Consider the following 19,014-nt stretch of genomic DNA (forward strand, 5'->3'; position numbering starts at 1 on the left):
GCGAAGGAGCGATGAAATGTTTTCAGCCATAGAGGAACTCGAATACACCGGTGCCCTCAAATTCGAAGGTCTCGCCGTTGACCGTGCCGCTCGCCCGCACCGTTCCGTCGGTTTCGCAGAGCACGGTTGAGCGGTCGAGACGCACTTCGCTGGGTTGCGCCAGTCGAGCATAGGAACGTGAGTGAAATTCTGCGCGCACTGTATCGCCGGCGCGGGTGGCATTGATGGCGATTCGCTCTGGGACACCGGGTACTTCACCGTCGAGCAGTAGCCGCATCGGTGGTGGCAGGGTGCAGTCGGCCGGGCGGGGGAGCCTCCCGTTCGAGCGCGTCTGCACTGCGGCGTGACGAAATATCGCGGCCGGCTCGTCGTGATGCCATACATAGAGCGACCGCGACACCGAGCGCAGCCAGTTGCGGTCTGTGATCTCCACGAACACCATTGACCACGGGTTCTCGGGCCCGCTGGGCAGGATGGTTCCCCATATCCAGCCGAAGTCGTCGCCCCACCGGAATCGGCCCCAGTTATGGTCGTGATAGGCGAGGTCGTCGTCGAAACGGTGTTCTCGATCGCCGATGTGCAACCAGCCCTGCGCGCGCAGCCTCGGCACAAAGAGCCAGCTGATCCGGCCGTCGCCCGCGGGCTCGTTGCGGACCGCGAACGGCTGACTGGTCGAGCTGAAATGCACGTCGCCCTGAATCGCATTGTCGGGGAGATCAATCGACACGCGATAACCGTCGGGCCGGATGGTCATCCGGTTGGTACCGATAGTCAGCGCGCCGAGGTCGGCGGATACCGCTACAGCGTGCTCGTCGAATCGCTCGATGGCACCGGCCCAGTTCTCGTCATGTGCGATCACGATGACGCGCGGTGCGAGCCGGACGTCATCGGTGCCGAATACCTCGTTGTTGAGACTGAAGTTGATCAGTATCCGCACGCCGTGCCCATGGATCACAAAGTGATGCCATTCCTTGAACCCAGCGGGCCGTGCCGCGGCCAGGATCGGGGTTCGCAGGAAGTCGCTGCGGGCGAGTACCGCGGTCATCGCAGGAACCTCGTGGCGGTGACCTCATGGGGGTTCTGCGATGGGGTGACACAGTTGGCCATTCGCTCGATTGCAGCACCGGTGCTCGCCAGCCCGAGCAGTGCATACACGAAGTCGTCGCAGTCAGCGGCGGGTCGAGGCTCCTGGTCACCGTCGGCAGCCATGGTGCGAACCATGTGCGCCAGGGCCGCAATGCCCAGCAGATAGCCGAAGAAATCGCTTCTATCGGCCAGTGCTTCCTGCGGATCGGTGAGCGTCATGCGAACCCCTCGGGCCGCAAACGAGCCAGCGTGGAGTCGTCAAGGCCGTGCCCGACCAGAGCATCGACCAGCAGATCCGCCCAGGCGTCCGGGGTTCCGCTAGGACTGGCGGGGCCGCCAAGGACGTTGAGGCTGACCATCTCCCAGACCCGTCGAAGGTTCTCCACCGATTCCGAGGCGATCAGTCCGTCACGTAGGCGGGCTCCCCGAGGGGTGTCCGCGTATCGGCGTCCTTCGGCGACGAGGAGGTCATGTATCTTCCGGGCGGCCGCGGGGTTACCGAGGACCGCGCGCCGTGCGCCGAGTAGGAGGTCGAAAGTAGCTCGCGCTGTGCCGTCGGCTTCGTCGGGTGGCGGCGGCTGCAACTGTGGTGTCGCGCGGTCGATGAGATCAAGGGTGAGCTCGCGGACACGCTCGAGTTCCGCCAGCATCCCGGCCATCTCTTCGGGGCTCATCGCGTTCGCCCGTGTACGTAGTCCACGAGATCGGCCAGCATGTCACGGTGGCGGCTGTGCGGGAACCAGTCCAGGCTTGCCAACACCGCCGCTGCCTTCTCGGCATGTGCCGCGGCGACATCGCGTGCGTGTCTCAGCGAGCCGACATCGTGCATCAATTCATAGAGCCACCGAACATCATCGATGCTTTTGCACTCCGACGGCCGGTGCTGCTGTAGGCGCCCCTCGAGTTCGGCGCGTCCCGACTCGGACAGCTCGCCTCGAGTAGTCAGCGAATCGAGGAGCTCTGTCACACCCAGTTCGCCATCCACACTGGGGCGGCGCTTCGCCATAATCGCCATGGCGCGAGCCTGATCCGATGGTTCGGCGTGCCGCACGGTGTGCAACAGCATGAGGGTGCGCTTGCCCTCCCAGATGTCCCCGCCAATCTCCTTGCCGTACTCCTCCGGGTCGCCACGAAGGTTGAGCAGATCGTCGGTTATCTGAAAGGCTGCGCCGAGATGGCGGCCGAAAGACTCCAACGGTTCCATGCGATCGGGCGCCGCCCCGGCCGCGATCGCGCCGGCTTGCAGGGGAGTAATGAACGTGTACCAACTGGTTTTCAGCTCCACCATCTTCAGGTAGTCGGCATCATTGAGCCGCCACCTGTTCGACCGCACCCAGTCGAGCTCTAGGGCCTGTCCGTCGACAGTGAGCCGGGTCATCTTGGCGACGGCCCGCAGGATGCGCAGCGCCGGCCCGAGTCCCACGCGTTCGACATTGTCGAGCAGCGGTTGCAGCGACAGCGAAAGCATGGCGTCGCCGACATTGATGGCGATTGGCACGCCGTGGTCGATGTGCAACGTGGGTTTGCCACGCCGCCACCAGGATTCGTCTTCGATGTCGTCGTGGATCAGGAATGCATTGTGATAGAGCTCCAGAGTGGCGGCCGTAGGCAGCACGGCTTCGAGATGGCCGCCGAGTCCAAGACACGCCGCGATGCTCAGCGCCGGCCGAAGGGCCTTTCCGCCCCGTAGTGGGTAATCGAGGATGAGGTCGTAGAGGCCGCCTTCTTGGCGTTCATCCGGTCCGTAGAGTCGAGCGATCTCCCCGTCGCAGGCCTCTTTACACAGCGCGAGATAGTCGTCGAGCTGGCGGGCCACCATCGGGTTCGGTTCGCCAGCGAATGACTCAGGGCTCGTGGATGTTGGCGAGGCCGCGGTCATCCGTGATCCTCAACGCGTAGCGGATTCGTGCAGTGAGCCGTATGTTGCCCCCACCGGTTTCGCCATCGATCTCCAGGCTGGGAGGAACGCTCACCGCCACGTCCACCGGCTCTTCACCGGGCGATGCCTCCGGGGCTGCGCCCTGCGGAATCCGCCGCCGCCGCCCCAGCACAACGATTCGCGTGTGTTTGTCGTCTCCGTTGAGCTTCGAGGTCCGGTGCAGCGCGTTGATATTCCCTGCGGCGAGCAGTGGCTCGAGGATGAAAGTTCCACCCGAAATCTGGCTGAGATTGGTGAGTCCAATCGTATTCGTGATCAGGCAGGAAGGCGCCCGATACCCACCGTCCTCCACGTGCGCGCGGGCGAGGATCAGCTGGTTCAAGAGATCGGTGGCCCCGTTGTTCGTCGGCAGACTCAGCGTGGCATTGGTATAGAGCTTCGGCAGGATGTTGTTGTCGAAAATTCTTGCGAGCACTTTCGTCCTCGCCATCACTTCGGTGAGCAGCGCATCAGGGGTCGGTGCATTCGCCTGGGCGAGGGTGACCTGAAACCTCTTCCGCTTATAGATGAGGTTTTTAAAGCCGGGAGGGCTGAATTTGCCGTCAGCGACCGTGATCTGACCAGGGTCGCCCACGTCCCAGTGCGGGATGGATTGCCAGACAATGCTGCACTGCGCGAAAGTCTCGCGAACCGCCTGGTTGGCCAAAGCAAATCGCTCAGCACTCATGTACATAACTACGAACCCCCGACAAGTCGTAGATCTTTCGCCTCGATCATGGCAGAGGAAATCGACGCGCGCGCAATCAATTCACCGAATTTCCAAAATGGAGTAGTGAACTACTTGCTAAGCAGAACGATCTCCTGACCGGGGTCCAATTCGCCACGCGAGATCGCGTCGCAGTGCGCTAAATGCAATGGCGCAACCGGATCGTCGGGCAGCAACGCGCGGCAGCGCTCGAAAGCGGCTCGCGCTCCATCGACGTGACCCGCATCGAACAGGGCGAACGCCTCGTCGAAGGCGGGTTGCGCAGCACGCTTCGCATCCCGAAGATCTGGTGAATCCGCTTCGTACACCTCATAAATGACGACCGGCTTCTTTCGGTTGACCACCCTGACCATCTCCATGCGCCGCGCGCTGAACTCCTCCAGATGGGCAATGCGCCTATACGTCTGGTCGGAGATCAGCAACGCGGAACCATATCGCTTGTTCGTGCTCTCGATCCGCGCGGCGAGGTTAACTGCGTCGCCGATCAGGGTGAGCACCATGCGGTTAACTCCGCCGACCAGACCGACCCCCACGGTGCCGGTATTGATCCCGATACCGGCCCGCAGCTCCTCGGAACCGCGAGCCTTGCGTTCTTGGTTGTGCTCGCGCAGGGAGCGCAACATGCCCAACCCCGCTCGGACGGCGTCCGCCTCGGACTCGAAGACGGCGACGATCTCGTCACCGCGCATGTCTTGGATCATGCCGTTGTAGCCGATGATCGGCATTTCCACCGCGCGCATGAAGCCCGATGCCAAGTTGCCTGCCTCGGCTACATCCATGTCCTCGATCATGGTCGTGTAACTGCGGATGTCGCTGATCAGCACGGTCATCTCACGTTCGACGCGGTAACCGCTGCGCACGCGGCGGAGGTCGTCGATGTCGAGGATCCGCAGCAGTTCATTGGGCACGAAGCGCGATTGCACGTCGATCAGCGATTGCCGGTACTCGTCGGCGGCCCGCAGCCGTGCTTCGAGCTGGAAATTCCACAACGGCGCGGCCGCCTGGACGCATAAGAAGGCGACGGCCTGTTCGTCGACGGTGCTGAAAACTCCTGCGGATTCGCCCTTCTCGGCATAGACCACGCCGATTATCCTGTCGTGCAGAATGATTGGAGCGGCAAGTGTTGACGGCTTGGTTGCTGCGCGATCCGCGGCAACGATCACGGGGGAGCCGTCCTCGATCACCCGACGCACGACATCCGCATCGTATGAGACCTCGGTCCATGGCCCATCGATGATCGAGATGGCGCCTCGGTCGTTGATGGCCCGAACCGTCAGGTGTTCCGATTCACCAGTGAGGAACAGAACTCGATCCGCACCGGTCGTGTCAGCCACCGACCCGAGAATGATGTTGGCCAGAGTGTCCGCAGTCCGAGCGGCGGACATTGAGTGAAGCAGTTGATGTGCCCCGACCGGATCGATCCCGGCCGAACCCGTCAGGTCACGGCGAAGTAGCCAGGGGTGGTCCCGTGCCAGCTTGTCGGTGCGCACCACGAAACCGAGGTTCAGCCATCGCTGGTATGCCGAGCGCAACATGTGTTCGCCAAGACTCGCCCGCCCCGTCTCCGTGTAGAGGGCAGCTGCTTCCTCATGAGTGTAGGCGCCCACGATGGGAAGCTGATTCTCTTCCGCAAGGGCGATCGCCTCGTGAAAGAAGCGATCTGCCTTGGTGTTCTGCCCGTGCGCTCGCGCCCACGCGCCTTGGATCAAGGCGTAGGGCGCCGCATAATTCTCGGGTGCGCCAGCCGCCCACTTCCGGTGCAGAGACAGAGCGCGGCGAACGAAGCGTGTCGTCGCGGAATCCTTTGGTGCGGAGTGGATCATGCTGAGGGCACCGAGCATGTAAACGAGCTGTGAGGCGGGCACTCCCGTCAGGCCGTCGATGTGCTCCATTGCTTCATGTGTGGCGGCGACCGCGCCGGCGTGGTCGCCGGTCCAGAAGTGCAGTCCCTGCCGCATCGCCGCGGCCGCCGCGAGTGCCACCGTGTCGCCCTCGCGCCGGGCTGCGGGCAGTATCTCGCGCTCGTCATAGCCGCTCTCGCCAGCGAGCAGAAGCGGATCATCGCTGCGCCCCATGAGGTTGAGACAGATCTGCTGCATCCCTTGGCTGAGTGCACTGGGCACCGGTTGGGAACGGATGTGCGGGATCAGCGATCGCGCCAGGGCGTCGATCTCCGCCAGCGGACGGCCGAGCCAGAACGACTGCGAGAGCAGAACCGTGACCAGAAATCCGGCGTTCTCCTGGTCACCTTGGTCGAGTGCCTCCTCGATGGCCTCGCGGAGCTGGCCCAATCCGTCGCGGATCGGATGGCGCCAATGCTTGATGTAGTCCAAGTGCATGAACACCGTCTGCGGGCGGGCCTCACGGAATTCCGGACGCGCCGCCAGCGACCTGCCGGCCTCGCCGAAGCGCTGGGCACCTTCGTAGTCACCGAGCAATACGAGGACGATGCCGTACCCGGCGATCACCAACGGTGATGACGGCGTGTGGCCATGAGCGAGAGTGAGATCGAGTTGCTTCCGAACGAGCAGGGGCAGGATGTTCGGCCGGATGAGAACGGCCATGTTGCACAACTCGGCGAGAATCGGGTGCAGCGCGATGACTCGCTCGTCCTCACAGTGCGGTAGGTCCAGCAGTCGTTCGTTGCTCCAACGTCGCATCGTCATCTTCATCCGGATGACGGCATTACCCATGCGCGGTTTGCCGGCGTCGGCCGCTACCCGCTCACCGAGTTCATCGAGCGCGCGAAGCCCGATCTCGAGCGCATCTTGGAGGCGGTTCTCCACGACACGCCCTTTGAGGCGTAGATAGGCGATTCGCGCACGGTCGGGCGGTTGGTCCAGGAACTCCTCGGCCTCGTCGAGCAATGCGTTGAGGGTCGCCACATCACCGACGAGCAAGGCGGCGTCGGCGGCGTCGAGGTGTAACTGCCGCGTCAGCGTGAAGTGGGTGGCCCACCGTTGCTCGCCGAGCAGGTCCAGCGCACTGCGGCAGTAATCCAGGGCCAACGGAAAAGAAGCCTGGGCCCGGGCTTTTCGCGCGGCGCGTCCGACGACTTCGACGAAGCCGGTGCGTTCGGCATCATCCGTCAGACCGAGACCAGCAATGCTCACGTGGCGCGCAGCTTCGAAGACCCGGTCGTCCCCGAGAGCGATCAGCCGTCGGCCGATGCGGAGATGGATCGCGCGGGCATCGTCGTCCGACAACCCCGCGCGTGCCGCTTCAGCCACCCGGTCATGGCTGAATCGGTAGTGGGCGTCACGGCTGATGGCGTTGGTGATCCGCTGACCGCGGGCATCAAGGGCCTCGATCAGTCGAAGCTCGAGGCATGCCCACAGTGCACGCGCCACGACGTCGGGTGACTGCGCCGCGGCGGCGGTGGCGTCATCGAGGTCGAACTCGTCGCCGATGCACGCCAGTGAACTCAACACTTCCCGGTCGGTGGGGCGGAGCTGGTCGAGATAGCGGGCCAGGAATTCGGCGGTGGTCGCGGAGACCTCGATAGACGTGAGAACCCGAAGGTCCCAGCTGGGCTGGCCCCCCGGGCCGACGGGCGTGAGCGCGCCTTCGCGCTGAGCGCGGTAGAAGAGTTGCCGGACCTGGAGCGGATTGCCGCCTGTCCGATAATGGAACTCTGCGGCCACGTCGCCCACCTCCACGCTGCGGCCGCAGACGTCGGCGAGCAATTCCTCGACATCTTCGCGGGCCAGCGGTTCGAGCTGGATAGCTTGCAGGCCATCGGATTTCAGAGCCGCGGCGATCGGATCGAACTCACCCGCCCGGTGCGCGCCCAGGAGCAGAACGTTGCGGAGGGACACCGTCAAGAGTTCGGCGAGTAGCAGCAGCGTGTCTCGGTCAGCCCACTGAAGGTCGTCAACCGCAAGCACCACCGGCCGATAAGAGGCTGTGGCGGAGAGCAGCCGAATGATGGCCCGGTGTAGCTGACGGCGCGAGTCCGCCGCATCAAGATCGTCGGCGTGCCCGAAATCGCCCAGGAGAGTGGCCAATTCGGGGACGAGTTCGGCGAGGGTGCCGGCGGTGCCCGACATGTCACTGACGAGTTCGGTTTGCCAACGCGCGCGCTCGGCGGGCCCGGTGGCCTGCATGCTGCGTACGACGGAGCCGAGCGCGCTGGCCAACGCCGAGTACGGCGCGGGCGCATCGGCTCGGCAGCGTCCATAAGCGAACACGCAGCCGCCCTTGGACGCCTCGATGCCAAAGGCCTGGATCAGGGTGGACTTGCCGACACCCGGAGCACCGCTGAACAACAAGCAGCCCCCGCCGGTCCGCCCCGCTGCTGCCACTGCCGCTCGAAGTTCGTCGATCTCCTGTCGGCGGTCGACGACGCGGCCGTCCAGGTCCAGAACCGGAGTCGTCACGTCAGCGGACGCATCTTTGCGAGGACCGTCGATGGAACAGCTGCGTGCTGAATTCGCGGGTCGATTCGGAAATGCATGGCTAACCCCCCAGGGCCTGTTCATACATCGTAATGACGAACCACCCGCTACGCGCCAGATCGGAGACCCGTTGACTGCCTGGTCGGGCGCATCTAGGCTCACCGAAGTGGCAGTCAACTGTCGGATGTGAACTCTGGGCGAGGAGACACCGTAACGAATCAGGTCGACGTCGATTTGCCCACGATGCCTGCCCCACGGGCACCCCGGTGCCCGCTCGATCCGCCGGTAGAGTTTGCTGCGTGGCGGGCGGAGCCAGGGCTGCGCCGAGCGACCAACCTCTTCACCGGACAGCCGGCCTGGGTGGCCAGCCGCTACGAGGACATTCGGGCTGCGGTCACCGATCCGCGGATGAGCGCCAACACCCTTCCCGAGTCGGTCAAACCACCCGGTGAAGACGACGACATGCCGGTGTTCTTCGCGCGCACCGACGATCCCGAGCACAACCGGTTACGCCGCATGCTCACCATGGACTTCACCGTCCGGCGCGCCAAGGAGATGGCGCCCGACATCCAGAAGCTCGTCGATGGTTTCCTGGACAAGATGATTGCGGCCGGGCCGCCCTGCGATCTCGTTCGCGACTTCGCGCTGCCGGTGCCGTCGCTGGTGATCTGTCTGCTGTTGGGCGTGCCCTACGAGGATCACGAGTACTTCGAGGAGCACAGCGTCGCGGGTCTCGACGTCAAAACGACTGACGAGCGGAGAACCGCATCGATCATGACGATGATCGGGTACATCACCGAACTACTGCAGCGCAAGAAGGACGAGCCGGGCGACGACCTGTTGTCGCGCTTGATGACCCAGTACGTCGCGAACGGTGAGATCAGTGTGATGACGGCTGCGATGACCGGATGGGTCATGCTGCAGGCCGGTCACGAGACCACGGCCAGCATGATCGCACTCGGCACGCTGGTGCTGTTGAAGAATCCGGACGCCTTCGCCCGGCTGCGCGACAGTGACGACGCGAACGTCCGGCTCCAGATCATCGACGAGCTGTTGAGGTACTTGACGATCGTGCACAGCGGGCTGGTCGACCGGATCGCGACCGAGGACTTCGAACTGGGCGGACAATTGGTCCGCAAGGGCGAGCACGTCATGATGAACCTGACCGCGGGGAACTACGACCCGGCGTTCGTCGATCACCCCGAAACATTCGACATGGACCGAAACCTGCGCGGCCACTTGGCCTTCGGGTATGGAGTGCATCAGTGTGTCGGACAGAACCTGGCGCGTACAGAATTGGACATCGCGTTGACCACCCTGGCGCGCCGGCTTCCGACCCTGCGGCTGGCCGGGCCCGAAGAAAACCTGGACTTCATGAACGACCAAGCCATCTGGCGCCTGAAGGAACTGCCGGTCACGTGGTGACGACAACGCGTGTACGAGCTGACGCGGCACGCAACGCCGAGCGGATACTGCATGCCGCCCGCGAGGTTTATGCCGAAGTGGGCCCCGACGCCCATATGGAACTGGTAGCTCGTCGCGCCGGGGTGGGGGAGCGAACCCTGTATCGCAGATTTCCCACCAAGGGTGATCTGATCCGTGCCGCCCTCGACCAGAGCATCGCCGAAAACCTTTTGCCCGCAATCGAAAAGGCCCGGCAGAACGGCGACCCGCTTCAAGGCCTCACCGACATCGTCGAAGCCGCGATCTCGCTGGGTGCGCGCGAACACAGCATCCTGGCCGCGGCGCGCAAAGCCGATGCACTCGACAACGTGTCGGCGCGACTCGACGAGGCGCTCTACGAGCTGATGCGCCGAGCCCAGGAGGCGGGTGTGGTGCGGGCCGACCTGGTCGCCGACGACCTTCCCCGCATCATCGCGATGCTCAACAGCGTGCTGTGGACCATGGATCCCACCAGCGACGGCTGGCGGCGCTACGTGACCCTGATGCTCGACGCCATCACGACAACCGCACCACGCCCACTGCAATCAGCCGTCCCGCTGCGTCTTCCGTCGCACACGGGGAGTTGGCCGTTGTGATCAGAGGGTCTTCAATCGGCAGGCGGTACCGTCGCGCTAATCGTCACCGGAGGTTGCCGCCCCAATGTCGAGGACTCCGCCGCCTTCGACGTCGTCCACCTCCACCACCGGGTCGTCACGATCATCGAATTCCAGTCGCAATGCGCGCGACATGATCGCGTGCATGACGTACATGGTGGTGGTGTAGGTGAATTCCAGAATGTCCTTGTCGCTGAACACTTCCCGCAGTTGTGCCATCAATTGGTCGGGCACGCGGCCCTGTTGGCCGGCCAGGCAGTCGGTGTAGGCCAGCAACAGCTTCTCGGCGCGGTCGAAACAATCCGCGGTCTGCCACGACGGGACCGCGGCGATCTTGTCCTCCGAAATCCCTGCCGCCCGGCAGGCCTTGCAGTGCTGGGAGAACACGAACTGGCTACCGACTACCCAGCCCGCCCGGATCTGGCCAAGCTCGCGATAGTCGGCGCGGATGCCGACTTCCTCGCGGTACAAGCGGAATCCGCGCACGGCATGCCGAAGCGCCGCGGGGGAGTTCGCCATCACGGTCCACCAGTCACCGCGCGTCCCGCCGATTGTGCCGGGTTCGGCAACGGGGTCGCGATCACCGAACATGAAGTCGTACATGCCGCGAGTGAAGTCGTCGGCGACCTCGGCGCGGGAGACCTGGTCTAGCGATGGCATGGTGAATTCCTCTCGGCAGGAACCGAATTCAAGGGCGCAAGCCCGAGAAAATCATCTCGGCGAACACCTCGCCGATCTCCGTCAGTGAACGACGCCCGCCCGGCACGTACCACTTGTGAATCCAGTTGAACATGCCAAGTATCCCGTGCATCACGAGCCCTGCATCCAGGTCGCCGCGGAAAACGCCGGCCTTCACACCCTCATCAATGATGGCAAGCAGCGTGTCCACGTAGTCCTGGGCGTTCCTGCTGATGCCTTCGGCGTCGGGAATCCCGGCGATGTGCTGGCTCTCGCTGAACAGCAAGAACAGCTCTGGGTACTTCTGCAGATCTTCGACAAAACAGTGCAGTGCGGTCCGCAGTTTGACGTCGGCAGGCCCGTCGGAGTCCAACGCCTCACGGCAGTGGCGGGTCATTTCACGCGCAGGCTCCTCGACCAGCGCGATCAGCAACTCTTCCTTCGTTCCAACGTAGTAGTACAGCGATGCCCGATTGATGCCGACTTCGGCGGCCACGTCTTCGAGCCGGGCGCGGGCAAACCCCTCACGGCGGAACACCTCAGTCGCACCAGCCAGGATGCTGCGCCAGCGCTCGTTGGACGCCCGGTGATCTGCTGCGCGACGTTCTATGCGGCGCCTGGCGTTGTCGCTTTGCTGACGTGTGGCTGGGATCGGTCTCGCCTTCCAGTCGTGCTCTGTTCGCCGTATCAAAATACGTCATCCGACCTGCGAGCTCGCCTACTGCGACGCATCTCCGTCGGGTCGCCAACCCGACCCACCTGCGCGGAGCGACACGATTTCATTCGCTTCCTGGACCGGCGGGCCGCCCGGCCCTACCGTCTTCTGCATGTCGGGAATCGCCGAGATCGCATTGGGAGCCGCACCGATCGCAGGCGGAGCGCTGCTCGGCGTCGCCGCCGGCAACCTCCGCGGACCTGATGTCCGTGGCGCTATCAAGGCCGATCTCGAACTGCTCGAGAAGCTGCCCGAAGACAACGTCGATCTGCGGGCCAGGCTGCGCCAGAGCATCAACGAACGCATCGTCGACTTGATCGACGCCACCGAGAAGAGCCGCGAATTGCGCGAGATCGCGTCGTCCTACAAAGGCAACTGGCGCGACATCGTGGTGTTCGTCTGCGCGGTGCTGTTCACGATCGTCTGGTGGAACGTCCCGCACAGCCGCACCAACTGGCTGGTGACGTTCATCTTCCTGATCGCGCTGTCGGGTCTCGTCGCCGTCTACGCATCGCGCGGCGTCATTCGCGCGCTGGCCAGCCTGCGTCGCAGCCGCGACCACAACTCAGCGGACTAGGTGCGCCCCGAAGAAGTCCTTCATCGCATCCCAGTGCCGTTTCGCCGCGGCCTCGTCGTAGGGGCCGTTGTCGGGGACCGCGAATCCATGCTCGGCCGGATACCACTCGATGGTGTGCTCGACGCCGGCCGCCGTCAGAGCGTCGTCGAGCGTTTTGGCCTGGGCCTTGGTGAACGAGGCGTCGTCCCGGGCCCCGCCCACATAGACCGCTGCCGTGATCTGATCGGCCAGCAGATGCGGGCTCCCCGGATCGTCGGTGGCCAGGCCGCCACCGTGAAACGACATCGCCGCCGCGACGCGTTCGGGCACCCGGCCCGCGACCGTCAACGACGTCCGGCCACCCATGCAGTAGCCGGTGGTGCCGAACGTCTCGCCGGTGACTTCGGGGCGCGCCGCCAGGTAGTCGAAGAACGCCCGAGCATCGGAGGCCATCGCGTCCGGGGTGACGCTGCCGATCATCGAGAACAGGCGTTGCCGCTCACTCTTGTCGCTGAACACCGTCTCCATGTCGAACGGCGCCCAGTCACCGCTGCGGTAATAGACGTCGGGCACCAGCACCGCGTAGCCCAGGTCGGCCAGCTGGGCCGCCATGTCGACGCCCGTGGCGCGGGTACCGCCGGCGTCGGGATACATGATCACCCCGGGCCAGGGCCCCTGCCCGGCGGGGACGGCGAGGGTGACCGGACAGGTTCCGTCGGCAGTGGTGACAGTGTCGGAGATGGTCGGCATGGCTTCGTTTGTACTCTCTGCCCGCAGACGTAAGCTGAGCGGGTGCCGATCGCCACGCCGTACGAGGATCTGCTGCGACTTGTGCTCGAGCAGGGCACACCGAAATCCGATCGGACCGGCACCGGTACCCGCAGCGTGTTCGGCCACCAGCTGCGCTACGACCTCTCGGCCGGCTTCCCGCTGATCACCACCAAGAAGGTGCACCTCAAGTCGATCGTCTACGAACTGCTGTGGTTCCTGCGCGGCGACTCCAACGTCGCCTGGCTACAGCAGCACGGTGTCAGCATCTGGGATGAATGGGCTTCGCCGACAGGTGATCTCGGTCCGGTGTACGGCGTCCAGTGGCGGTCGTGGCCGACGCCGTCCGGGGACCATATCGACCAGATCAGCGCCGCGCTGCATCTGCTGCGCACCGACCCGGACAGCCGCCGGATCATCGTCTCGGCGTGGAACGTCGGCGAGATCCCGCAGATGGCTTTGGCCCCGTGCCACGCGCTCTTTCAGTTCTATGTCGCCGACGGACGGCTGAGCTGCCAGCTCTACCAGCGCAGCGCGGACCTGTTCCTCGGGGTGCCGTTCAACATCGCCAGCTACGCCTTGCTGACCCACATGATGGCCGCTCAGGCTGGACTGGATGTCGGGGAGTTCGTCTGGACCGGCGGGGACTGTCACATCTACGACAATCACGTCGAGCAAGTCACCGAGCAGCTGAGCCGTGATCCTCGCCCGTACCCGGAACTTGTTTTGGCGCAGCGTGATTCGATCTTCGACTACACTTTCGAAGACGTCGAGATCCGCAATTACGATCCGCACCCGGCGATCAAGGCGCCCGTCGCCGTATGAGTATTGGCCTGATCTGGGCGCAGTCCACCTCGGGTGTCATCGGCCGTGACGGCGGGATTCCCTGGCGCCTTCCGGAGGACCTGGCCCGCTTCAAGGACCTGACGATGGGACACACCGTCGTGATGGGCCGGCGCACCTGGGAGTCGCTGCCGGCTTCGGTGCGTCCGCTGCCGGGCCGCAAAAATGTCGTACTCACCCGGCAAGCTGACTACATGGCTGACGGAGCGACGGTGGTGACCGGGCTGGACGAGGTGCACGACGCCGACATGTGGGTGATCGGCGGGGCGGAGGTCTATCACCTGGCCCTGCCCGCGGCGACGCACTGCGAGGTGACCGAGGTCGAGATCGACCTGCGCCTGGAAGACGACGACGCGCTGGCCCCGGTGCTCGACGAATCCTGGGTCGGCAAGTCCGGCCCCTGGCAGGACAGTCGTTCGGGGCTGCGCTACCGGTTCCACTCCTACCTGCGGGCATGACCCGGCTGTCGGCAGATCAGGCCCGCCGCGTCGCCATTTCGGCGCAGGGCCTGGCCGAGCCCAAACCCCGTGGTGCCGTCACCCGCTCGCATCTGCGCCGGCTGATCAACCGGATCCAGGTGCTGCAACTCGACTCGGTGTCGGTGGCGGTGCGCGCGCACTACGCACCGGTGTTCAGTCGGCTCGGCCCCTACGACCGGGACGTCCTCGATTCTGCGGCGTGGAGTCACAGCGCGCGGGCGCCGCGGCTGCTGGTCGAGTATTGGGCGCACGAGGCCGCGCTGATGGCGGTGGAGGACTGGCCGCTGATGCGGTGGCGGATGCGGGAATACACCCACGGCCGGTGGGGCAAGGAGATCGTCAAGAAGAATCCGCAGCTGGCCGAGAACATCCTGGCTGCCGTCGACGAACTCGGTCCGAGCACCGCGGGCCAGATCGAAGCGCATCTGGAAGGCGAGCGGGCGCGCCGCAAGGGCCCGTGGTGGGATCGCAGCGACACCAAGTGGGTGGCCGAGGCGCTGTGGTCGTCGGGCGCGCTGACGACGGCGACGCGGTCCGGGTTCGCCCGGCACTACGACCTCACCGAGAAGGCGCTGCCACCCGAGGTGTTCTCGCGCGAGGTCGACGACGCCGAAGCGGTGCGGGAGCTGATCCTGCGTGCAGCCAGCGCGCTCGGCGTGGCCACCGAACCCGATCTGCGTGACTACTTCCGGCTCAGTCCCAAGCAGAGCAAGCCCGCGGTCGCCGCGCTGGTCGCCTCCGGTGAGCTCGAAGAGGTCGAGGTCGACGGCTGGTCAGCGCCGGCGTACCTGGCGAGCGGTGTGACGGTGCCCCGGGCGGATCGCGGTACGGCGCTGCTGTGTCCGTTCGACCCGCTGATCTTCTTCCGTCCGCGCGTCGAGCGGCTGTTCGAATTCCATTACCGGATAGAGATTTACGTGCCCGAGAAGCAGCGAAAGTTCGGCTACTACGTGTGGCCGTTCCTGCTGGACGGGCGCCTGGTCGGCCGCGTCGACCTCAAGGCCGAACGGGCAGGCGACGCCCTCAATGTGGTCGGGGCGTTCACCGAGCCGGGCCAGAACCCGGCCCTGGTCGCGCCCCGGCTGGCGGCCGAACTGCAGTCGATGGCGGGCTGGCTGGGGCTGGGCACGGTCACGGTCGGTCAGCGTGGCGACCTCGTCGGCGCGTTGCGGCGTCACGTGTAGGGCCTGTCGCCGAGATCTGCATCAGGGTCGTGATGGAGTGCGATCAACAGCCATGGCGTCGATTTCGCGTACATGTCCGCGTCATCGAAATAGTTCGGCGAGGCTCTTCTTGTCGACTTTCTCACCCGGCAGGGTCGGGAGCGCGGTGGTGCTGATGTGCCATCGTGTGGGAATCGCGAAGTGCGCCAACATGTCCGAGACGTGAGCGCGCAGTTCGTCCTCGGTGGGCGCGAGATCACGTGGGCGGTGCACGACGACCGCCGCGAGTTCCTCGCCGAGGTCGGGATGCGGTAGCCCGATGGCGGCCACCTCGACCACCGCCGGATGGCTCGACAATGCGGCTTCCACCTGGCCGCAGCCGATGTTCTCGCCGCCGCGGATGACGATGTCCTTCGCGCGGCCGTCGATGAACAGATAGCCGTCCGTCAGATGGCCGAGATCGCCGGTGTGCAGCCAGCCCTCGTCGTCGACGGTCCCGTCGTCGATGCCGACATAGCCGTTCATCACCGTTGGTGAGCGGGCCAGGACTTCCCCGACTCCCTCGGCGTCCGGCCGGTCGATCGCCAGCTCCACCACCGGATAGGGGCGTCCCACCGTGCCCGGATACTTCTCCAGGTCGCGACCCGTTGCGGCGGTGAGAAATCCACCGGCTTCGGTCATACCCCAGGTGTTTCCGAGCCCGCGACTGGCGAGTTGCGGCAGCCGGATCCGCATCCGGTCCAGCAGTGCGGTGGGTACCGCCGCCCCGCCGAGCGGGAATGACCGCAACGTCGACAGGTCGAAGGAGTCGAACTCCGGGTGTTCGAGTACCCGGATCGCCATGGTCGGCACACCGCCCCAGTTGTGCACGCCCTCGCGTTCGATCAATCCGAGGATTTGACCGGCGTCGAACCGACCTTCGGGAATCACCACCCGGCCGCCAGTGAGGTGGTTGCTCAACAGATTCGACAGCCCACCGACATGGAACATCGGCGTACTCGCCAACGAGACCGTCTGTGGCGCATCCGGATTGAGCTGATGCGGCAGCCGCTTCGTGACGGCCAGGATGTTGTGCTGGTTGGCGATGACGGCACGTCGCGACAGCTCGACCGCCTTGGGCAGGCCGGAGCTGCCCGAGGTGAACAGAATCGCCGACGTCGCGTCCGGATCATCGATTTCGTACGAGCCGGCGTCCGTGGGGTACTGGGCGGCGGCGAACGAGCCGATGTCGCGGGTTGTCACCCGCACGCCGCCCAGCGGTGTGTCGGTCAAGATGAGACGCGGCTCGAGCAGTTCGATGGCGTGGTCGACGTCGGTCTGCTTCCACCAGCGATTGGCAAGCACCGGGACCGCGCCGCCCAGCCAGGCCGACCAGAGGGCGATCACCCACTGCGGACTGTTGTAGGCGTACAGCATGATCCGGTCTCCGGGCCGGGCACCCGCGTCCCGCAGTTCACCGACTCCGGCGTTCACGGCGTCGGAGAATGCGGCGAACGACACGCGTCGTTCACCGTGAACCAGAAACGTGCGGTCGGCCCACCGCTGCGACTCGGCGAAGAGGTCCGCGAATGTGGTTGGCCGAGGGGAGTACTGCACACCCGGGTGGCCGGCGTAGCCGGACGCTTCGATCTCGGTTCCCCAGCGCACGTCTGGCATGTGCCTCCTTGTTCGGGTCCGACCGGACTGAGTGAAGTTGCTATCGCGGCCTGCCGATATCACTACCATCGGTGGCAACCACGATCACAGCACGGGGGCGCAGGGACAAGTGCACGGCATCGGCCTGTGGTGGCGGCAGCCCGATCACTACGACTGGCTGACATCCTATCTGAAGGGCCGCCGGCTCCTGCCGTTCATGCGCTGGCTGATGTTCGTGGTGCTGCTGACCATCGCCGCGGCCATTGCGCTGACGTTGGCGAGCCCCGCCGGACCGCAGACCCCGGCGCAGCGCATCGCCGCGTACGTCGCCAGCGCGGGGCTGGCCGTGATCTCGGTGTCGTACCTATACCGTTGGCCGACTCGTGTTCAGTCTCAAGTGTTTTCGATCGCGGGTAATGCGTGTATCGCGGCGGGTGTTCTGGCGGAAGCCGACCCGCGCACCGCGATGATCGGCGCCGTGGCCTTTGTGGGGCTGGCCGGTTACGTCGCCTTCTTCCACACCGCACCCTTTCTCGTGCTGACCCTCGGCACGGGCGTGGCGACGGCGGTTGTCAGCGCCGTGCGGATCGCCATGGCCGGCGATACGGCGATGGCGGCGGCCAAGCTGCTCATCCTGTGTGGCGGGATATTGGCGGTCCCCTTCTGCGGGCAGGTGATGGTGCACTGGTTGTCGGTCGATTCCCTGAAGTCGTCGACCGATACGCTCACCGGCTTGCCCAACCGCCGCGGCTTCTTCCGGTCTGCCCAGGCGTTGTTGCGTCACGCTGACTACCGGTCTCGGCCCTATTTCACCGTGGCCATGATCGACCTCGACGGCTTCAAGAAGCTCAACGACACGTTGGGCCACCCGGCCGGCGACATGGTTCTCGTCGCCGTTGCCGACAGCCTCAGGCATGTCAGTGGCAGCAACACCGCAATCGCACGAGTGGGCGGGGAGGAATTCCTCTTCGCGCAGCTGTGCACTCTCGACGAAGCCCGGGACAGCACCGAAGAGTTGCGCAAGGCCATCGCCGCGGTGCCATGGGGCGTGACGGCCAGCTTCGGCCTGGCTTCGACGGTGATCCGCGCCCCCGCGCTCAAACCACTGGAACTGATCGAGTGGTTGATCGCGCGAGCCGACAGCGCCATGTATGCGGCCAAACGCAGCGGCGGGAATCAGATTCGCTACGCCGAAGATGTGCCTCAGTGACATCGGATTAAGGTGAGCCGGTGGCCGAGACCGCGCCGCTGCGTGTGCAGCTGATCGCCAAGACCGAGTTCCTGGCGCCCGCCGACGTGCCGTGGAGCACCGACGCCGACGGCGGCCAAGCGCTCGTCGAATTCGCCGGCCGGGCCTGCTACCAGAGCTGGTCCAAGCCGAACCCGCGGACCGCCACCAATGCGTCGTACCTCAAGCACATCATCGACGTCGGTCACTTCTCGGTACTCGAGCACGCCTCGGTGTCCTTCTACATCACCGGCATCTCCCGGTCCTGCACCCACGAGCTGATCCGGCACCGGCATTTCTCCTACTCACAGCTCTCGCAGCGCTACGTGCCCGAGACCGACGCCCAGGTTGTCGTGCCGCCCGGGCTGGAGGACGACCCGGAGCTGCAGCAGATCCTGCTCGAGGCGGCCGACGCCAGCCGGGCGGCCTACCTCGAGCTGCTGAACCGGCTGGAAGCCAAGTTCGCCGACCAGCCCAATGCCGTGCTCCGTCGCAAACAGGCCAGGCAGGCGGCCCGTGCCGTGCTGCCCAACGACACCGAGACCCGCATCGTGGTCAGCGGCAACTACCGCGCGTGGCGCCATTTCATCGCGATGCGGGCCAGCGAACACGCCGATGTCGAGATTCGTCGCCTGGCCATCGCCTGCCTGCGCGAGCTGGCTGACACCGCACCCGCGGTCTTCGCCGATTTCGAGATCACCGAACTGGCCGACGGCACCGAGGTCGCGACGTCCCCGCTGGCGACAGAGGCCTGAGCGGAGCGG

General features: G+C 65.1%; 18 protein-coding genes. 8 read left to right on the forward strand and 10 right to left on the reverse strand.

Going from position 1 to position 19,014, the window contains the following annotated elements; translation table 11 throughout:
• Positions 1–22: 22 nt before the first annotated feature.
• From K0O64_RS11185 to K0O64_RS11210, 6 genes are all read right to left on the reverse strand, one after another.
• The gene (locus tag K0O64_RS11185; protein WP_071945846.1) at positions 23–1,045 is read right to left on the reverse strand and encodes a hypothetical protein; all 1,023 of its coding nucleotides are present in this window, start codon (positions 1,043–1,045) and stop codon (positions 23–25) included.
• Positions 1,042–1,305: a hypothetical protein gene (locus tag K0O64_RS11190; protein ID WP_071945844.1), complete on the reverse strand. Its 264-nt coding sequence runs from the start codon at positions 1,303–1,305 to the stop codon at positions 1,042–1,044. Before K0O64_RS11190 ends, K0O64_RS11185 begins: the two co-directional genes overlap by 4 nt.
• Positions 1,302–1,760 (reverse strand): hypothetical protein, encoded by a 459-nt coding sequence (locus K0O64_RS11195; RefSeq protein WP_071945842.1) that lies wholly within the window; start codon positions 1,758–1,760, stop codon positions 1,302–1,304. The genes K0O64_RS11190 and K0O64_RS11195 overlap by 4 nt, the downstream gene beginning before the upstream one ends.
• Positions 1,757–2,905, reverse strand: coding sequence for a polyprenyl synthetase family protein (locus tag K0O64_RS11200; protein WP_071945840.1), 1,149 nt, complete (start codon positions 2,903–2,905; stop codon positions 1,757–1,759). The genes K0O64_RS11195 and K0O64_RS11200 overlap by 4 nt, the downstream gene beginning before the upstream one ends.
• 25 nt (positions 2,906–2,930) lie before the next feature.
• Positions 2,931–3,692, reverse strand: coding sequence for a hypothetical protein (locus K0O64_RS11205; RefSeq protein ID WP_225933686.1), 762 nt, complete (start codon positions 3,690–3,692; stop codon positions 2,931–2,933).
• 110 nt (positions 3,693–3,802) lie between these two features.
• Positions 3,803–8,110 (reverse strand): AAA family ATPase, encoded by a 4,308-nt coding sequence (locus tag K0O64_RS11210; RefSeq protein ID WP_225933687.1) that lies wholly within the window; start codon positions 8,108–8,110, stop codon positions 3,803–3,805.
• A 261-nt stretch (positions 8,111–8,371) separates the two neighbouring features.
• Between K0O64_RS11210 and K0O64_RS11215 the strand changes: the two genes are divergently transcribed.
• Complete coding sequence (locus tag K0O64_RS11215) at positions 8,372–9,553, forward strand: cytochrome P450 (RefSeq protein ID WP_096311161.1); 1,182 nt, start codon at positions 8,372–8,374, stop codon at positions 9,551–9,553.
• Positions 9,550–10,167, forward strand: a complete 618-nt coding sequence (locus K0O64_RS11220; RefSeq protein WP_225933688.1) for a TetR/AcrR family transcriptional regulator — start codon at positions 9,550–9,552, stop codon at positions 10,165–10,167. Before K0O64_RS11215 ends, K0O64_RS11220 begins: the two co-directional genes overlap by 4 nt.
• A 36-nt stretch (positions 10,168–10,203) precedes the next feature.
• Here K0O64_RS11220 and K0O64_RS11225 read toward each other — a convergent pair whose 3' ends face one another.
• Together K0O64_RS11225 and K0O64_RS11230 are read right to left on the reverse strand one after the other, a co-directional pair.
• The gene (locus K0O64_RS11225; RefSeq protein ID WP_071945832.1) at positions 10,204–10,845 is read right to left on the reverse strand and encodes a carboxymuconolactone decarboxylase family protein; all 642 of its coding nucleotides are present in this window, start codon (positions 10,843–10,845) and stop codon (positions 10,204–10,206) included.
• A 28-nt stretch (positions 10,846–10,873) separates the two neighbouring features.
• Entirely contained in the window at positions 10,874–11,554 is a 681-nt protein-coding gene (locus K0O64_RS11230) for a TetR/AcrR family transcriptional regulator (protein ID WP_225933689.1), read from the reverse strand.
• Positions 11,555–11,690: 136 nt separating this feature from the next.
• Here K0O64_RS11230 and K0O64_RS11235 point away from each other — a divergent pair, with 136 nt between their 5' ends.
• On the forward strand, positions 11,691–12,155 hold the full coding sequence (locus tag K0O64_RS11235; RefSeq protein WP_096311163.1) for a hypothetical protein: 465 nt from the start codon (positions 11,691–11,693) through the stop codon (positions 12,153–12,155).
• Here K0O64_RS11235 and K0O64_RS11240 read toward each other — a convergent pair.
• Positions 12,144–12,884, reverse strand: a complete 741-nt coding sequence (locus K0O64_RS11240; RefSeq protein WP_096311164.1) for a dienelactone hydrolase family protein — start codon at positions 12,882–12,884, stop codon at positions 12,144–12,146. The genes K0O64_RS11235 and K0O64_RS11240 overlap by 12 nt on opposite strands.
• A gap of 42 nt (positions 12,885–12,926) precedes the next feature.
• Here K0O64_RS11240 and K0O64_RS11245 point away from each other — a divergent pair, with 42 nt between their 5' ends.
• The 3 genes from K0O64_RS11245 to K0O64_RS11255 are packed head-to-tail and all read left to right on the forward strand — an operon-like array spanning position 12,927 to position 15,408.
• Positions 12,927–13,727 carry a thymidylate synthase gene (locus K0O64_RS11245; protein ID WP_071945826.1) on the forward strand — a complete coding sequence of 267 codons (801 nt, stop codon included), beginning with the start codon at positions 12,927–12,929 and terminating at the stop codon, positions 13,725–13,727.
• Positions 13,724–14,203 carry a dihydrofolate reductase gene (locus tag K0O64_RS11250; protein WP_071945824.1) on the forward strand — a complete coding sequence of 160 codons (480 nt, stop codon included), beginning with the start codon at positions 13,724–13,726 and terminating at the stop codon, positions 14,201–14,203. Before K0O64_RS11245 ends, K0O64_RS11250 begins: the two co-directional genes overlap by 4 nt.
• Positions 14,200–15,408, forward strand: coding sequence for a winged helix-turn-helix domain-containing protein (locus tag K0O64_RS11255; RefSeq protein WP_096311165.1), 1,209 nt, complete (start codon positions 14,200–14,202; stop codon positions 15,406–15,408). Before K0O64_RS11250 ends, K0O64_RS11255 begins: the two co-directional genes overlap by 4 nt.
• Before the next feature lie 81 nt (positions 15,409–15,489).
• Here K0O64_RS11255 and K0O64_RS11260 read toward each other — a convergent pair whose 3' ends face one another.
• On the reverse strand, positions 15,490–17,043 hold the full coding sequence (locus K0O64_RS11260; protein ID WP_096311166.1) for a class I adenylate-forming enzyme family protein: 1,554 nt from the start codon (positions 17,041–17,043) through the stop codon (positions 15,490–15,492).
• A gap of 109 nt (positions 17,044–17,152) precedes the next feature.
• On the opposite strand from K0O64_RS11260, the gene K0O64_RS11265 reads away from it, so the two are divergent.
• Together K0O64_RS11265 and thyX are read left to right on the forward strand one after the other, a co-directional pair.
• Complete coding sequence (locus tag K0O64_RS11265; protein ID WP_071949943.1) at positions 17,153–18,232, forward strand: GGDEF domain-containing protein; 1,080 nt, start codon at positions 17,153–17,155, stop codon at positions 18,230–18,232.
• 20 nt (positions 18,233–18,252) lie between these two features.
• Complete coding sequence (thyX, locus tag K0O64_RS11270) at positions 18,253–19,005, forward strand: FAD-dependent thymidylate synthase (protein WP_096311167.1); 753 nt, start codon at positions 18,253–18,255, stop codon at positions 19,003–19,005.
• Positions 19,006–19,014 lie beyond the last annotated feature (9 nt).

This window comes from Mycolicibacterium pallens, from assembly GCF_019456675.1.
Taxonomy (GTDB): domain Bacteria; phylum Actinomycetota; class Actinomycetes; order Mycobacteriales; family Mycobacteriaceae; genus Mycobacterium; species Mycobacterium crocinum.

Coding starts and splice junctions, on each gene's coding strand:
- K0O64_RS11185 (WP_071945846.1), bottom strand. CDS start 1,045: ATGACCGCGGTACTCGCCCGCAGCGACTTCCTGCGAACCCCGATCCTG.
- K0O64_RS11190 (WP_071945844.1), bottom strand. CDS start 1,305: ATGACGCTCACCGATCCGCAGGAAGCACTGGCCGATAGAAGCGATTTC.
- K0O64_RS11195 (WP_071945842.1), bottom strand. CDS start 1,760: ATGAGCCCCGAAGAGATGGCCGGGATGCTGGCGGAACTCGAGCGTGTC.
- K0O64_RS11200 (WP_071945840.1), bottom strand. CDS start 2,905: ATGGTGGCCCGCCAGCTCGACGACTATCTCGCGCTGTGTAAAGAGGCC.
- K0O64_RS11205 (WP_225933686.1), bottom strand. CDS start 3,692: ATGAGTGCTGAGCGATTTGCTTTGGCCAACCAGGCGGTTCGCGAGACT.
- K0O64_RS11215 (WP_096311161.1), top strand. CDS start 8,372: ATGCCTGCCCCACGGGCACCCCGGTGCCCGCTCGATCCGCCGGTAGAG.
- K0O64_RS11225 (WP_071945832.1), bottom strand. CDS start 10,845: ATGCCATCGCTAGACCAGGTCTCCCGCGCCGAGGTCGCCGACGACTTC.
- K0O64_RS11235 (WP_096311163.1), top strand. CDS start 11,691: ATGTCGGGAATCGCCGAGATCGCATTGGGAGCCGCACCGATCGCAGGC.
- K0O64_RS11240 (WP_096311164.1), bottom strand. CDS start 12,884: ATGCCGACCATCTCCGACACTGTCACCACTGCCGACGGAACCTGTCCG.
- K0O64_RS11250 (WP_071945824.1), top strand. CDS start 13,724: ATGAGTATTGGCCTGATCTGGGCGCAGTCCACCTCGGGTGTCATCGGC.
- K0O64_RS11255 (WP_096311165.1), top strand. CDS start 14,200: ATGACCCGGCTGTCGGCAGATCAGGCCCGCCGCGTCGCCATTTCGGCG.
- K0O64_RS11260 (WP_096311166.1), bottom strand. CDS start 17,043: ATGCCAGACGTGCGCTGGGGAACCGAGATCGAAGCGTCCGGCTACGCC.